General features: G+C 43.0%; 11 protein-coding genes. 5 read left to right on the top strand and 6 right to left on the bottom strand.

Going from position 1 to position 16,783, the window contains the following annotated elements:
- Window positions 1-269: 269 nt before the first annotated feature.
- The gene (locus AB5627_RS08545) at window positions 270-4,238 is read left to right on the top strand and encodes a X2-like carbohydrate binding domain-containing protein (protein WP_333634995.1); all 3,969 of its coding nucleotides are present in this window, start codon (window positions 270-272) and stop codon (window positions 4,236-4,238) included.
- 77 nt (window positions 4,239-4,315) lie between these two features.
- On the opposite strand, the gene AB5627_RS08540 is transcribed toward AB5627_RS08545, so the two are convergent.
- Entirely contained in the window at window positions 4,316-6,415 is a 2,100-nt protein-coding gene (locus tag AB5627_RS08540; RefSeq protein WP_368369797.1) for a heavy metal translocating P-type ATPase, read from the bottom strand.
- A complete protein-coding gene (locus AB5627_RS08535; RefSeq protein WP_038671197.1) occupies window positions 6,415-6,663 on the bottom strand; it encodes a hypothetical protein in 249 nt (82 codons plus the stop codon). Before AB5627_RS08535 ends, AB5627_RS08540 begins: the two co-directional genes overlap by 1 nt.
- Before the next feature lie 472 nt (window positions 6,664-7,135).
- Between AB5627_RS08535 and AB5627_RS08530 the strand changes: the two genes are divergently transcribed.
- The 3 genes from AB5627_RS08530 to AB5627_RS08520 all read left to right on the top strand — a co-directional run bounded on the left by AB5627_RS08530 (window position 7,136) and on the right by AB5627_RS08520 (window position 10,852).
- Entirely contained in the window at window positions 7,136-9,055 is a 1,920-nt protein-coding gene (locus tag AB5627_RS08530; protein WP_368369796.1) for an EAL domain-containing protein, read from the top strand.
- Window positions 9,056-9,187: 132 nt separating this feature from the next.
- Window positions 9,188-9,334 carry a hypothetical protein gene (locus AB5627_RS08525; protein WP_181984364.1) on the top strand — a complete coding sequence of 49 codons (147 nt, stop codon included), beginning with the start codon at window positions 9,188-9,190 and terminating at the stop codon, window positions 9,332-9,334.
- A gap of 198 nt (window positions 9,335-9,532) precedes the next feature.
- Window positions 9,533-10,852, top strand: coding sequence for an aspartate kinase (locus AB5627_RS08520; protein ID WP_022288602.1), 1,320 nt, complete (start codon window positions 9,533-9,535; stop codon window positions 10,850-10,852).
- A gap of 88 nt (window positions 10,853-10,940) precedes the next feature.
- Here AB5627_RS08520 and nrdR read toward each other — a convergent pair whose 3' ends face one another.
- Window positions 10,941-11,393, bottom strand: coding sequence for a transcriptional regulator NrdR (gene nrdR, locus AB5627_RS08515; protein WP_022288601.1), 453 nt, complete (start codon window positions 11,391-11,393; stop codon window positions 10,941-10,943).
- Between the two features lie 296 nt (window positions 11,394-11,689).
- Entirely contained in the window at window positions 11,690-12,865 is a 1,176-nt protein-coding gene (locus AB5627_RS08510) for a glycosylase (RefSeq protein ID WP_022288600.1), read from the bottom strand.
- 448 nt (window positions 12,866-13,313) lie between these two features.
- On the opposite strand from AB5627_RS08510, the gene AB5627_RS08505 reads away from it, so the two are divergent.
- Entirely contained in the window at window positions 13,314-14,732 is a 1,419-nt protein-coding gene (locus AB5627_RS08505; protein ID WP_038671232.1) for an ABC transporter substrate-binding protein, read from the top strand.
- A 63-nt stretch (window positions 14,733-14,795) separates the two neighbouring features.
- Here AB5627_RS08505 and AB5627_RS08500 read toward each other — a convergent pair whose 3' ends face one another.
- Window positions 14,796-15,812, bottom strand: a complete 1,017-nt coding sequence (locus AB5627_RS08500; RefSeq protein WP_022288598.1) for a CPBP family intramembrane glutamic endopeptidase — start codon at window positions 15,810-15,812, stop codon at window positions 14,796-14,798.
- A gap of 253 nt (window positions 15,813-16,065) precedes the next feature.
- On the bottom strand, window positions 16,066-16,641 hold the full coding sequence (gene pduL, locus AB5627_RS08495) for a phosphate propanoyltransferase (protein WP_022288597.1): 576 nt from the start codon (window positions 16,639-16,641) through the stop codon (window positions 16,066-16,068).
- Between the last annotated feature and the right edge of the window lie 142 nt (window positions 16,642-16,783).

Below are 16,783 nucleotides of genomic sequence, written 5' to 3'. Positions count from 1 at the left end.
TGATGTTAATATGAAATGTAAACGTTTTTTAACTATTATTTTCTTTGGTAATGAAAGACAAAAATAATATAAAATGATGATTACTTATAGCACAATTCACTAAGTTTGCACTTCTTTATTTGTCAAAAACATTGATTTTTAAAAACTTGCTTGCTTAATCGTTTTAAGAGATTGACATTAAATTAAGTTTGTGATAAAGTAAAAATGCAATAATTCGGCAAGCTAAATTAATCAAAAATTAGCTAAAGTAATGAAAAAGGAGTATGGTTATGACAGGAGTAATGAGAAGATTTTCTGCGGCTCTGGCGGCTGCTGCAATGGCTGTTAGTATTGTGCCTTTCGCAGATATCAGCGCATATGCGGAGTATGCGGCGACACACCCGGAGGGATTTGTTTATGCTGACGGCTCAAAGTTTATGTGCGACGGAAGCCCTTACTATTACGGCGGCACGAACTGCTATTATCTCACCTATAAGTCAAAGAGTGAGGTAAAGAATGTTTTCGATGACGCTTCAAAAATGGGGCTTAAAGTAATAAGAATTTGGGGAAATCTTGACGTTGGTAGGAAAACAGGCGAGATCGACTCGCAGTCTGGTCATGAGACCTTTGAGGGCAACAATGACGGAACGGGCGAAAAGGACGGAGTTTACTTCCAGTATTGGGACGATGAGGCTGGAAAGCCTGTTGTGAACGAGGGCGAGGACGGTCTGAGACATCTTGATTATATTATCAAGCAGGCTGAAGAACATGATATGAAGCTTGTTATCACTTTCACGAACTATTGGGAAGCGTTCGGCGGAATGGGTCAGTATGTAAAGTGGTATCAGATGTCACAGGGCAAGAGCGTTGGTAATAGCAAAGTGGACGAAAAGGACACCTGCGATTTTTACACTAATGAAACTATCAAGGGTTGGTATAAGGATTATATCAAGACTTTGTTAAATCACACCAACTACTACACAGGCGAGAAGCTTATGGATTCTGAAGCTGTTTTTTCTTGGGAGCTTTCAAACGAGCCGAGATGTACTGTTGACGAGTTCTGCAAGGACGATATTCTTTATAACTGGGCAAAGGAAATGTCAGCATATGTAAAGTCTATCGACCCTTATCACATGGTATCAGTTGGCGACGAGGGCTTTTATAACCTTGGCTATCAGGAAGCTGCAAGGCAAGATCTTCCGTCTTCCGCATATTCAGGCTACTACGGTGTTGACTTTGACAAGCTTATGACTATCGACACTGTAGACTTTGGAACACCGCATATGTACGTTGATCAGTGGGGCTTTGACCTTGGCGATGATGACCTCGAGTGGATAAAGCGCCATGCCCAGACCACATCTTCCGCTGACAAGCCTATTATCTTTGAGGAATTCGGTCTTACAGACAAAACAAAGCGTGACGCCGCTTATTCCGATTGGCTGGATATTGTAACAGGGGACTACTATGAGGGTGTCGAATATCAGGGCTTCAACTATTGGATGATAGCTTCCTATCTTGATGACGGCACTCTTTATCAGGACTATGACGGCTACACCGTTTACGGCCCTGAGGGTATCGAAAAGACGGACAGCACAAGAACTCTTATGATGAACGCTGCTGCAAAAATGGAAAAGAAGAACATTGTAAACACTACTGACAAGTCTACATACAGTTTTGACAGAAGCAAGTCAGGTAACGTTGTGGTGAATGTTTCTATGAAAGAGGGCAGCATAAGCGGTGTTGAGGTCGGCGGAAAGAAACTCTCGTCAGACGATTACACCATAAGTGGCAACGCTGTTACTATCAAGGCTTCTTATCTTAAAAGGCAGGAGCTTGCAAAGTATTCGTGCAGGATACTCACAACAGGCGGCAATCAGCCTAAGTTCAATCTGACGGTGAGCGACAGCTCTATCCCTAAGCCTATTATCTCACCTGAGATAATCTCTGTTGACGTAAACCCTAAGAAGTGCAGTGATGTTGATATCACCATGGATCGCAAGACAAGCGAGTTCAGAGGCATTGTTGCTGATGGAAAAGCACTCGCAGAGGGTACAGATTACACAACTTCGGGCGACACTGTGACCCTTAAAAGTGCATATCTCAAGACGCTTTCAGCAGGCATTGTGACGCTTAAGTTCGATTTCTATGAGGGCGAGGATAGGGAGCTTACAATAAATGTTTCCGACACCACAGGCCTTGATGAGCTTGACACATTTGAGAGCTATTCAAATGATAAGGCACTTTGGTCGTCTTATTCAAGAAACACAAGCGGCAATGAAGTTTCACTTTCTCTTGCTGCAAAGAACGGTTCAAAGGCGCTTGCTTTCGGATATGATATCGGCTCGCCAAACGGCTACTGCGGAGTAAACCACCCTATTGCAATAAGAAATGCTTCATCATTTGCAGGCGTTGAGCTTTGGGTAGAGGGGGACGGCACAGGCAACAGCCTTACTGTTCAGCTTAGAGACGCAAACGACAATTATTTTGAAGCGCAGATAGCACTTGATTTCGCAGGCGGAAAAACTATCAAGATACCATTCGCTGACTTTAAAGCGCCAAGCTGGCAGTCGGGCGGAAATCTTGATACATCAAAGCTTAACCAGTTCTCGTTCTATATGGGCGGAGATTCTGCTCAAAAGACAGGTACAGTTTACATAGACGATGTTGTTTTCTACGAGGACGGACAGATCGAGAAGCCACACCTTTCCACAAAGTCAGGCATATTTGACGCTGATGCTCCAAGCGGTGTGAGAACAGACCTTGTGCTTTATGGAAAGAGCGTAGAGTCTATCATAGTAAACGGCAAGAAGCTTACAGGCGGCTTAGATTATTCTACAAGCGGAAGTCAGATAATGCTCAACGAAAGCTGGCTCAAGACGCTTGCAAATGGTAATTACACACTTACATACACATTCTCAGACGGAAACACAGATACATTTGCACTCACTGTCAAGAATGTTAAGTCATCACACACCCACAGCTACACCGCAAAGGTAACAAAGGAAGCTACTTGCACAACAGAGGGCGAGAGAATTTATATTTGTACTTGCGGAGACAGGTACACTGAAATTATCCCTGCAAAGGGTCACAGCTGGGTAAAGGGCGAGACAGTTGCTCCTACAGAGAACGAAAAGGGCTACACTATCTACACCTGCACTTCCTGCGTCGAGACAAAGAAGGACGATTACACCGACCCTATCGGTCACAGGCACAGCTATACCCTCACATCAACAAAGGCTGCAACTTGCGAAACTGACGGCGAAAAGGTATACACTTGCTCATGCGGTGAAAAGTACACTGAAACTATCCCTGCGACAGGTCACAGCGAAAGCGCATGGATAATCGACAAGGCGGCTACTGCGACAGAAAATGGCTCAAAGCACACTGAGTGTACAACTTGCGGCAAGGTGATAAAGACAGAGGTTATCCCTGCAACTGGAGAGGTAAGTGACAAAAAGGAAACTGTTATCTTCACAGGCTCGGCAAAGACATCAGGCTGGGGTCAGGCTATTACACTTTCCACAACTAAGGAGGGCGGCAGCTTTGACAGCTCAGTTATCGAAAAGGACGGATATTTTGAAGTTCAGTTCAAGGGCGGCACAGACAAGGCGGAGATCATTCTCCAGAGTTGGTCAGGCGGTGCAGACTGGGCGAGAGTTTCACCAACTGAGGTAACAGAAAAGGACGGCATTGTATACGCAAAGTACAGCTACGACGATGTTGCTGCGGCATTCGGAACAACAGATTTCTCTAAAGTAGACCGCTTCCATGTTGGTGCGGCTAACGGAGATATCGAAGTTCTTAGTGTTAAGTATATTGTCGGAAAGTCAACAGAGCCGGTTGATCCGGTAGATCCTGTTGACCCTGATAAGCCGGAGCAGGATCCATATGTATCTATTTTCTGGGGTGCAAAATCATGTGGCTCATGGGGTCAGGCAGTTTCAGTTTTGACTTCAAAAAATTATGGCAGTTTTGATGTTTCGTATCTTTCTGCAAATGGCTATTTCTATGTTGAGTATTCAGGTGCAGAGAACGAGCTTGAGCTTATTCTCCAGAGCTGGTCAGGAGGAGCAAGCTGGGCAAGAGTTCAGCCTAGCGAAACAGGCAGAGCGAATGATCATTACTATGCTAAGTTCACATATGCAGACTGTGTAAAGGAGCTTGGTACAGGTTTTGATAAGCTGGATCAGCTTCATGCTGCGGCAAAAAACGGTGATATAACAGTTTATTCTATTTGCTACTGTACACCTGCTAGGTAATTTAAGAAAAAGCGTTACATTTATTAAGATGCAAAAAGAGCGAATGACGTTACGATCATTCGCTCTTTATATTTTGTTTACTTGTTTTTCTTTTTGCGCTTTTTATCCTCTAAAGGAGTCATGCTCTTTGCACAGATCGCCATTGTTGAAGCGTTGTGCAGAAGCGCTGAGGCTGACGGCTGTAAAAGCCCGAAAGCTCCTGACAGCAGAAGCACTGAATTGAACAGCAGTATAAATCTGTAGTTACTGTTTATTCGGTGCATTAGCTTTTCGCTAAGCTGTCTTATAGCCGCAAGCTGTGTAAGGTCTGCACCACGAACTGTGATATCGGCAGTTTCCTTTGCGATATCGGAAGCATCGCTCATTGCAACAGAAACGTTCGCCGCCGCAAGGGCAGGGGCGTCGTTTATCCCGTCGCCTACCATTATAACTCTGTGACCCTGCTCTTTGAGCTGTTGAACATATCTGTGCTTGTCATCAGGAAGAACCTGCGCCCTGAAATCTGATATGCCAAGCTTCTGTGCAGTTATCTCGGCAGCCTTTGCGCTGTCGCCTGTGAGCATCACGATATTTGTTATGCCTGTTTCTTTGAGCTGTTTAACAGCTTCCTCAGCTTCAGGTCTAGGCGGGTCGCTTATGCAGAGCGCACCTGTGAGCTTGTCGCCTACTGCAAGATAAACCACTGAGCATGCTCCCGACTTTTCGTCGATCTCAGCCTGCTGTTCGTCTGTTATCTCTATGCCCTCGTCCTCGCAGACAAAATGTCTGCTTCCTATGATAGCACGTTTGCCGTGAAGCGTTGTTGAAATTCCGTGGGCAACTATATACTGCACCTCGGCGTGTTCCTCGGCATGGTCGATATCTCTATCGGCCGCACCCTTTACTATAGCTCTCGCTACGCTGTGAGGGAAGTGCTCTTCAAGGCAAGCCGCAATTTTCAGCGTTTCCGCCTCGGAGTAATCCCCAAGGGCTATTACCTTTTCAAGCACAGGCTCAGCGTTTGTAAGAGTGCCGGTCTTGTCAAAAACGATAGAATTGGCAAGTGCGTATTCTTCAAGATATTTTCCGCCCTTTACCGTAACGTCATCATCAGCGGCTTCTTTAATAGCGGATATAACGGCTATAGGCGTTGAAAGCTTGATAGCGCAGGAATAGTCCACCATAAGAACGGAAACTGCTTTTGTGACATTTCTAGTAAACAGCAGTGTAAGACCAAAGGCAAGAAAGCTGTACGGCACGATAGAGTCCGCAAGACGCTCCGCTTTGCTCTGCACCCCTGCTTTAAGGTTTTCTGAGTTGTCGATAAGCTCGATTATCTTGCTTATCTTTGTGTCGGATGAAAGCTTGCGAACTTTTATCACAACTGAGCCTTCCTCGACAACTGTTCCCGCAAATACGCTTGCTCCTGCGCTCTTCATGACCGCAAGAGGCTCGCCTGTCATGGAAGCTTCATTTATGTAAGCTTCGCCCTCGGTTATCTGACCGTCAACAGGAATAACGCTTCCTGTGCGCACTCTTATGCAATCGTCCACCTGAAGCTGTGACATTGGTATAAGAGTATCAGCGTCCTTGCCTGCCAGCCATACCTGATCTGCCTTTATCGCCAAGCTGTCGGTAAGAGCGGCTCTTGTTCTCGCTCTTGTGTAATCCTCCAGCAAGCCTGATACAGAAAGCAGGAACATGACAGTGCCAGCCGTATTGTAATTTTTCTGGATAAGACAAGCGCTTATTGACGCTCCGTCAAGCACCTCAACTGTAAGCTTGCCGTCAAACAGTGCGCTTACGCCCTTTGCTATGTATTTAAGTCCGCTGTACACGATAAGTGCTGCGCCTATAGGTGCAGGCAGAATAGCTTTTCTTATATATCTTTGCATCACAAGCTTTGCAAGGTCAGATTTGAATGTTCTGTCTATCTCCTCGGTGTCATACTGATTGTCGCTGACAGGTGCTAGGTCGCTTCCTCTGAGCTTTCTTACAAGTTCGACAGCTTCGGCTCTGTGACCCTCTTTATAGCGTATAAGTATTCCGCCGTTCTCATAGTGAGCCTCGCAGGCGACCGCCCACGGGTTTGACATAACAAGCTTATGTATCGACCGTTCAAGTTCTTTTGTGAAAGCGTCGCTACCACAGCGGAAACGTATGCGGCAGGGCTTGTCATAAACGATCTGAGCTTTCATTATTCAGTTACTTCTTCCTCGTCATTTATCCCTGCCTCGACCTTAGCGTCATAGCAGATGTCAGATGCTTCGTCCTTCATGCTTCTAAGTGCTGACTGAGCGTCGCTCTTGAGCTTCATTCCCTTTGCAAGACCTGTAACGGCAAGCTCTCTTGTTTTCTTAGCCTTTACGACTTTCTTGCCAAGAATGACTGCGGCTGCTCCGCCTACTGCACACCAGAATTTCTCGTCTTTAAAACATTTTAACATAATTATTACCTCCTGTTTTGTTTTTAGATATTAGTAAGAACTAATTATTTCGGCATATACAGAAACTCTGCCAAAATACGAGCATATAACAAGTCCTCTGACAGGATCTTTACCGTGATTTCAGTATAACTCTATATTGTTTATTAGTCAAGTCAAACCGACAAATTTAAAAATTATTTAAAACTATATATAATCTTTTGCCGTAAGTTAAATTATCATCGTTTTTCTAACTTTTCATTTTTGGGTGAAGCTTTAGGATAATGTTAAAATGTTTATGATATCTTATCAGTAAACCGCAAGAATGAACATTTCAACGAATAGATAATAATTGACAAAAACCATAAATTCGGGCTTTTATTTATATGTAAGTTATGCACACAACCAAAAATATTATAACTTTTTGTTAAATCGGTTGAAGCCATAACAGAGTTATGTTAAAATATTACCATAACAATACGGGGAGGTCTGCGTTGTGGGTTATATTATCCATTATGATATATGTGCCCTTGTGATATATGCTATCACAGGAGTTGTATTCTATTTCAAAAAGCGTATTCCGTGCAACAAGAATAAGGCCTTTGGCATTCTCGTGGGCGACTCGGCTTTGTCAACTGTGTTGGATATTTTAAGTGTGTTTTCTACCGGCGAATGGGGCATAGGGCTTAAAATCTTCTTCCATACGGCTTATTATTTTACACATAATCTTATTCCGTTTCTATTTGTGATATATATACTTTTCCTGACGGACGGCTATAAAGAGATGTCTGCTCTTTTCAAAAGCTTTTTATATACACCGATGATCGTTGATCTTTTGCTTGTGATTACGACGCCTGCAACACATTTTATCATCTATGTGGATAGTCAAGGTGGTTATCATCGTGGCACTCTTCAGCCATTTACATACATTGTGGCGATTTATTATCTTATATTTGGCATCGTTTACGCAATGGGTAATAGAAGTATGCTATCAAGACAGGTGGTCACTTCTATAACAGCCTTTATCTCAATGACGGTAGTGGCGGTAATTGTTCAGATGATCAATAAACTCCTTCTTGTGGAGTGCTTTGCGGCGTCTGTATGTATGCTTCTAATAATGTTCACTTTGCAAAGTCAGGACGATATGATAGACCAAGGAACGAAAATGCTCAACTGGAGCAGCTTTGTCAATAGGTGTTCCATAAAATATGCCTCAGCTTCTGATTTTACATTATTGCTCATAAGGATACCGGATTTCAAAATGTTTATGAAAACCTTTGGCGGACGTTTTTCCAACTCTCTGTTAAGAAGCTTTTCCGACTATCTTTATAACTTTGTTAATCTTGGCGATGGATTTTATTTGGAGGACGAATGCTTTGCTCTTATGTTTCCGAAGGATTCTGAAAAGGTGGGAGAAACGTATCGTGCAATAAGGAAAAAGCTGTCTGAAAACTGGAATATAGGTACTGTTGATACTTTGATAACAGCCTGCTTTATGCGTATCGACTGCCCTGATGACGTTGACAATGCAGATATGCTGGTGGACTTTATCGAGCAGTTCAAGCATCGTGAACCTGAAACTGAAAGACTTCTTCATGCAACTGACATAAACTTTTATGACAGCAAACGTCGAAGCGAGGTAGAAAATGCTATAGACAAGGCTCTGGATAATCGTGGCTTTGAGGTATACTATCAGCCGATATATTCAAGTTCAAGAAACAAGATAGTTTCCTGTGAAGCCCTTGTTAGGCTTAAGGATGAAAAGCTTGGATTTATCCCTCCACAGGAATTTATTCCTATAGCTGAGGAAAACGGCAAGATACTCAAAATAGGCAAATATGTTTTCGAGGAAGCCTGCCGATTTATAAAGAAAGGCGTGGGAACTTCACTTGGTATCGAATATGTGCAGGTAAACCTGTCGGTAGTCCAGTGCATGCAATCTGACCTTGTAGAGCAGCTTCTCAGCATTATGGACAGATACAAGGTAGACCCATCGTCTATTTGTCTTGAAGTAACGGAAACTGCGGCGGTGTATACTCCGCACATTATGGAGAAAAACATCAAGGCCCTTTCCGACTATGGTGTGAAGTTTGCACTTGACGATTATGGTACGGGATATTCAAATATGACATATCTTCTCAGCCTGCCTTTCAGGTTTATCAAGCTTGAAAAGGAAATAGTCTGGGAATGTTTCAAGAGCGAAAAGGCGCATATCGCCATTGAGAGTACAGTGGCGATGATAAAGAAGCTCAATATGCAGATAGTTGCCGAGGGTATCGAGGACAAGCATCAGCTCGACACGCTTCTTGGCATGGGCTGTGATTTCATTCAGGGATACTACTTCTCAAAGCCTGTTCCTGAAAAAGATTTTATTGAGGTGCTTAAAAAGAATAATACTCAGGCTGTGACGGTTTAAGCAGTCTGATGAAAAAAAGCCCTGACTTCGGTCGGGGCTTTTTTTCACATAGTTTTCACTTTGCGTTAAGGTCTGTTTAAGTAAGGAACGCTATAATGTAGTCATAACAAAACCGAGACGGGAGGCGTTCTTGTGAACGTAAGTAATATGGCTATTCTTATTATTGCGGCTGTGCTGCTTTCTTTGCCGCTTGTTTTATCTGCTGCATTTTGTGTTGAAGAACGCTGGGGTTTTCTTTCACGAAAACATGATAAGTGTATAGACGAACATTACAGATAATAGGCAGACAGATAAGTATGAGTTGTCCACCATACAAATACAAGCGTATTTCACAAACATACATCGAAAAAACTATAAAAATTAGTCCATTTATACATTGACTTAATCACGCAAATTCGGTATACTATTTATTGTAACGTCAGCGTGGGAAAAGTACGCAGACAGGAATAATTCTATAGTTTATAAGGGGTTTGTGAAATGACAAAGGTTGTAAAATTCGGCGGAAGCTCTCTTGCAAGTGCTGAGCAGTTCAAAAAGGTAAAGGAGATAATCACAGCGGAAAGCTCAAGAAGATTTGTTGTGCCGTCTGCTCCTGGTAAAAGATTTTCAAACGATACAAAGGTAACTGATATGCTTTACGGCTGCTATGATCTTGCTGCAAAGGGCAAGGATTTCAGCAGCGAGTTCGACGCTATCAAGGAAAGATATTACGGCATAATCAATGATCTGGGTCTTGACCTTTCTCTTGAAAAGGAGTTTGAAACTATCAAGGCTTGCTTTATCGGCAAGGCAGGACGTGACTATGCGGCTTCTCGTGGCGAGTATCTTAACGGTATCGTTCTTGCTAAATATCTTGGATATAACTTTGTTGACGCTGCCGATGTTATCTATTTTAACGATCAGGGTCAGTTTGATTCTGCAAGAACAAACGAGGTGCTTCCTCAAAGACTTGCTACACTTGACAATGCGGTAATACCTGGTTTCTACGGCTCAATGCCAAACGATACTATCAAGACATTTTCAAGAGGCGGTTCTGACGTAACAGGTTCTATCGTTGCCGCAGCAGTAAACGCTGATCTTTATGAGAACTGGACAGACGTATCAGGCTTCCTGGTATGCGACCCTAGAATTATCGACAACCCACAGCCTATCACTACCATAACATATAAGGAACTGAGAGAGCTTTCTTACATGGGTGCAGGCGTACTTCATGAGGACGCTATTTTCCCTGTAAGAAAAGCAGGTATCCCAATAAACATCAAGAACACAAACAAGCCTGAGGATATGGGTACAATGATCGTTGAGTCCACATCTCAGAAGCCTGCATTCACGATCACAGGTATAGCAGGCAAGAAGGGCTTTACTGTAGTTAATATCGAAAAGGATATGATGAACGCAGAGCTTGGTTTCGGCAGAAGAGTGCTTGAAGTATTCGAGAAGAATGGTATCTGCTTTGAGCATATGCCATCAGGTATCGACACAATGTCTGTTGTTGTTCATCAGGCAGAGTTTGCTCCAAAGGAGCAGGAGATAATGTCAGGTCTGCACAGAAACTGTCACCCTGATACAATTGATATTGAAACAGACCTTGCGCTTATTGCAGTTGTGGGACGTGCAATGAAGTCAAACAGAGGTACAGCAGGCAGAATATTCTCAGCCCTTGCACACGCTCATGTAAACGTAAAGATGATAGATCAGGGCTCTAGCGAGCTTAACATCATCATCGGTGTGAATGAGGCTGATTTTGAATCTGCAATGAAGGCTATCTATACAATTTTTGTTGATACACAGCTTTAATACAATATAAAAAATATGGCGGACGGCTTTGGCTGTCCGCTTTTTTGGTGCGAAAAAAGCGTCCCGAAAATTATCGGAACGCTCTTATTTATTTCTTCTTGTCAGAAAGCTCAGTGATTATCTGAATGAACGAATCAACGTCAGAGAAGTCCTTGTAAACGGAAGCAAAACGCACATATGCAACGTGGTCAAGCTTTTTCAGACCCATAAGCACCATATCGCCTATCTCACTTGTAGTGGTCTCGGTCTGCATTTTGTTTGCAAAGGTGTTCTCTATATCGTCAACAAGGTTTTTCATATCATCAACACTGACAGGACGCTTTTTGATAGCGTTCTGAATGCCTTTTATAAGCTTCTGTCTGTCAAAAGGCTCAAACGAGCCGTCACGCTTGTATACCATAAGCTGTGGCTTTTCCACCACCTCATAAGTAGTGAAACGCTTTCCGCATTTCGGACACTCACGGCGGCGACGCTTTTTTCCCTCGCTTGGACGTGAATCTATTACTCTTGTATCTTCATAGTTGCAAAAAGGACATCTCATTATAAACACTCCTTAGTTAAGAGAAAATTTTGTGCGTGATATTGCATATATTGTGCTTTTATTAATTAATTATACCATAGATTGTGGACGATTGCAAGAGGGTATATAAAAAAAGTTGCGGTAAAGGGACTCAGCAATTTTGCGGCAGACAAACCATAGCATAAATGTAGGGGACGGCGCCCTCGACGTCCCCTACATGGGTAGTGCAATATTTATGCACGGATATGGCAGACTTGAAGAAAGATTTAGTGTACAAAAAAACAGACAGCAGAAGCCGTCTGTTTTTGTTTGATATATTACTTGTTAAGATATTCGAGATTTTTTCTGATAAGATCGCATCTCTGCTTGACGCAGTCAACAGAACGCAGTGGGTCTGACGGAGTGTTGAATGTGTAATCCATAAGCTTGTCGATAGTTGTTGACGCAACGTGAAGTCTTGTGTCTGATGAAGCGTAGTAAATGTACACGTCACCGTTTTCACGAACGATCGCGCCGTTTGTGAACGCAACGTTTGATACGTCACCCACTCTTTCACTGCCGTGTGGTGCAATGAAAAGTCCTGACGGCGAAGCGATTAGCTTAGAAGGGTCTTTAAGGTCAGTTGCGAATACATAAATTACGTATCTAAGACCTGCGGCTGTGTTTCTTACGCCATGTGCAATGTGTATCCAACCCTTTGGTGTCTTGATAGGCACTGCGCCTGCACCGTTCTTTACCTCTGTGATTGTGTGATATTGCCTTGGTGAGATAACAACTTCGTCTGTGCAGATAACAGGGTTTGTGATGTCTTCGCAAAGACCGAAGCATACTCCTCCGCCTGAGCCAGTTTCGATAAAATCGTCCTGTGGACGTGTGTAGAAGGCGTACTTTCCGTCAACGAACTCAGGGTGAAGTACAACGTTTCTCTGCTGTGGCGACTTGGACTTGAGATTAGGAAGTCTTTCCCATGTCTTAAGATCCTTTGTCCTTACGATTCCAGCCTGAGCTGTAGCGGCAGAAAGATCGTTTGAAGTCTTGTCCTTGCTCTCTGAGCAGAATACGCCGTATATCCAGCCGTCCTCATGCTGAGTAAGTCTCATATCGTATACGTTTGTTTCCTCCGGTTCAGTGTCAGGAAGCTGAACAGGGAAGTCCCAGAAACGGAAGCCGTCAACAGGGCTGTCGCTCTCTGCTACTGCAAAAAATGACTTTCTGTCATTGCCCTCAACTCTTGCAACAAGGTAATACTTGCCGTTGAGATAAATAGCGCCTGAGTTCAGTACTGCGTTTATGCCCAATCTCTCCATGAAGTATGGATTTGTCTCAGGGTTCATGTCATATTTCCAGATAATAGGTGCGTGTGCGGCTGTCAGAACAGGGTAAACGTATCTGTCATAAATTCCGTTGTAGCTGTCTGACACAATGTTTTTTCTGTTGATGAGAGCCTCATATTTGGCTGTCACCCTTGATTTGTTTCTTTCAAAATCTGTCATATCAAGCAATTTCCTTTCGGTAAAAAAATCTTCTTAAACAAGTATACTATAATAATTCGCTAATTACAAGTACCACTGAAAACATCAAACGATTACATGAAAAAAGTTTTACGAACTGCATAAATGCTGTACATATTTTGCTGTTTTGGTTAATGTTTTCTACAAAAAGCTCTTGTATCTGTTTTATATTCATTCAAAACGGGCATATTGAATATTTGAACTTTATGCGTATATTTTAAACTATATTGATTGTAATATTGCGTTTTAACAATACATATGGATTTAATTGTGCAAAGTGTACAATTAAATTGCTTATAATTGTGCTAAAACGGTGATTGACAATAGCTTTATATGTGTTGTATAATTATAGCAAGATTTAATATATGAACTCATCAACTACATACGGACAGCTTTAATGCTAAAATATTGAATTATGGAGGAATATTTTATGAATTACAAAAAGTACATAGCGGCTGTAATGGCTTTGTCAATGGCAACAGGAGTAGCGGGTTGCGGAAGCTCATCAAACTCTTCAAGCAAGGCGGAGGACGATTTTTCTGCAACAGAGAACGTTGCGGTAGCTGACACGGAATCTATCGAGGCTATCCCTGAGGGTGCTGAAAAAGAGATACTTTATCTCGGTGAGGGCGACCTTAACCCTACTAAGGGCAGTCCTGAGAAGAGCACAGAGCTTCAGCTTTTTGAGAGCAAGGGTGGAAAGATAAGATTCCAGCAGACTTCAAATGAGGACAGGTTTGATAATCTTGCTGCTGCTATCACAGCTAACAAGGATATTCCTGATATATTCAAGTATGAGTGGCTTGCATTCCCTTCACAGGTAGTAAAGGATATGTATCAGCCTATCGACAGCATAGTTGATTTCAGCCAGCCTTTGTGGTCTGCAACAAAGGATACAGCAGATCAGTTCATGCTCAATGGAAAGCATTATGTTGCGCCTCTTGGCTATTCTGCTTCTGCTATGCTCTGCTATGATAAGGATATCATTGACGCAGAGGGCCTTGACGATCCATATGAGCTTTATGTAAACAATGAGTGGACTTGGAAGAATTGGGAGGATATCATGTCCTCATATGTTGGCAACGCACCGGCTGATACTGAGCGTTACGGCGTAAACGGCTTCTTTAGAGCGCACGTTGTTCAGCAGACGGGCAAGCGTCTTGTAAACTATGATCCTGCAACAAATGAGTTTTCAAGCAATCTTAACGACCCTGATATCGAAAAGGCTCAGAATTTCCTTTATAATATGATGAAGGACGGACTTATCCTCAACGGCTGGGTAGGCTCTGCAAGAGATTGCTTCAATCAGAACTGCTTGTTCTATGCAATGGGCGAGTGGGCTTACACAGGCAACCAAACTCCAAAGGAGGGCGAGAACTGGGGCGTTGTTCCTATCCCTCAGTATGACGATAATCAGCAGAAGATAACAACTTCTGATATGACAGCTTTCATGTGGGTAAAAGGTTCAACAAGAAGCGAAGCTGTTAAGTGCTGGTTTGAGTGCGTAAGAGCTTCAAAGACAGATCCTAAGTATGAGCAGACAAACAAGGACAAGTTCATGGAGAATAACCCTAATTGGACAGACGAGATGTATGATGTGAAAATGGACGTTGTTTCTGACGATTACCTTATGCTCTTTGACTATGCTTACGGTATATCTTCCGCTCTCGGCGACAGAAAGCAGTTTGACGGAAACCAGTGCCTTGTTGACGCACTCTACAGTGATGCTTCAAACGTTGATGAAGAGGGTGTACAGTCCACATGGACGCAGGTTCGTGAGAAGTATTCTGCAACTGTAGATTCCGAGATCAAGGAACTTAACCAGAAGATCGCAAGCCTTAAATCATAATAAATAACTCCTGATAAAAAAAAACGCAGGCTGTAAAAAGTCTGCGTTATTTTTATGCGTATTTTAGAATAGCCCAAGACCTAAAGCTGTGCGGACTGTGATGAAGATAAGCCCGGCAAAGGCGAGTATGGTAACAGGTGCGGTGAGATAGATGACTATCTTTTTGCCTTGTGAAACGTCAGGACAGAAGTTTATGAGCCTGAAGCTGTCACGATGATATCTAAGCTCTTTTACAAAAAGCACAAGGCCCACTATCATAAGTCCGAATGAAAGCAGTGCGACAGCTATTATTATCATTGGTGCTGTGCCTGTTATCCTGCCCTTTTCGAGTTCTGCGGCAAACTTGTCAAAGTCTATGGAACCAAGTGCGACGCTCTGAATTGCTCCGATAGTGTTCATGGTGAAGTGAAGTATCAAAGACGGGAAGATAGAACCTGTTTTTGCAACCATAAAGCAGGCACACATTCCCATAACAGCCGCATAGAGTATCTGCTGATAGCTTCCGTGCCACAGTCCGAAGGTCAGACCTACCATTATAATGCCTGTGAGCTGACCGCATTTTTCGGCATTTCTGAAAAGCGTACCTCTAAACATAAGTTCCTCAAAAAACGGTGCAAGCACTGACATTGCCAGCACGCTCGTTACGCCGCCCAGGGCAGTGCCGCTTGAAGTGAAGTCAACGCCTTTAAGGCTCGTTCCCGAAGCTTTCTGCACATATGAGAAAATAAATGTGTTGATATAATTTGCGGCATAGATAAGCCCGAATGATATGACGATCCATTTTGCGACCCATTTTGCAGGCATTGAAGGTTTTCTGAAACAGGCTGTTATTTTAAGCCCCTCTTTTTTGCCACTCACAAGTCTGAATACAACAAGAACAATTGGCACAACTACTAGATACTGTATGCAGTAGCTCACAAGCTGAGCGATATCCTCATAGTAGGCGGACTTTCCTGCGATATGGTACACCACTAAGTCGCCAAGTCTTATAAGTGCGATATCAAGCATATAGAAAATTATCACCATAAGTGAATTTACGTTTGAGGTTTTCCGTATAAGTTTTATTGTATCATTATTCATTTTATAATCTCCATATTTGCGTTATGTGTTTTACAAGAAAATTATATCACAGGTGGAGTTTTGTGTCAATCGAAACGTTGTTGTCAGTGAGGAATTAGGAGTGAGGAGTGAGAAATTATGGTATCGCCTGCGGCGATGATTTTTTATATGAAAAAAGACCGCCCTATGATGAGCGGTCTTTTGGTTGAAAGTTTTTAAAAGGTGGGCGAACACTGTTCGCCCCTACAAATCAACAGTTGTATGTACTGCGATATTAGAGCTTAACTATCTCGCCGTACTGCTCTCTGCCTGCACCTACAGCGTTTGACTCGTCTGTATCAATGTGCATAGCAAGAGCGAACTTGTCGCTTACTCTGATAACAGTGTCGCAGAGGATAGCTGTTCTTTCTGCAGACTCTATCTTTACTGCAACGATATCCTTATCCTTTACGCCGAATGTTTCAGCGTCAGCAGGTGTCATATGGATATGTCTTTTAGCAACGATAACGCCCTCAGAACACTCAACTTCGCCACATGGGCCAACAAGCTTGCAAGCGCCTGAGCCTGCTGTGTCGCCTGACTCTCTGATAGGAGCGGCAACACCGATAGAACGTGCGTCTGTAGCTGAAAGCTCGATCTGGTCTGCTTTTCTTACAGGACCGAGGATAGAAACGTTTGCAAGCTCTCTCTTAGGACCTACAACTGTAACTCTCTCCTCACAAGCAAACTGACCAGGCTGTGAAAGATCTTTCTTCTTTGTAAGTGTTGCACCCTTTCCGAACAGCGTTTCAAGAGTTTCCTGAGTAACGTGAACATGACGTGCAGATGTTTCAACGATAAACTTTGGCATGATGAACATTCCTTTCAATTATAGTATTTACATTTCTATTTTACTACTATTTTCGCCACAGGTCAAGGGGTAATTTAACTTTGGGTAACAAATTTTTTGTCATGTTGATCAAAAAACAGCGGCTGCCGTTTGAGACAACCGC

The organism is Ruminococcus sp. RTP21198st1_G1_RTP21198_201120 (genome assembly GCF_040924265.1).
Taxonomy (GTDB): Bacteria; Bacillota; Clostridia; order Oscillospirales; family Ruminococcaceae; genus Hominimerdicola; species Hominimerdicola aceti.
The sequence above is the reverse complement of the archived record's forward strand: the minus strand, read 5'-3'. Positions and strand labels throughout refer to the sequence as shown.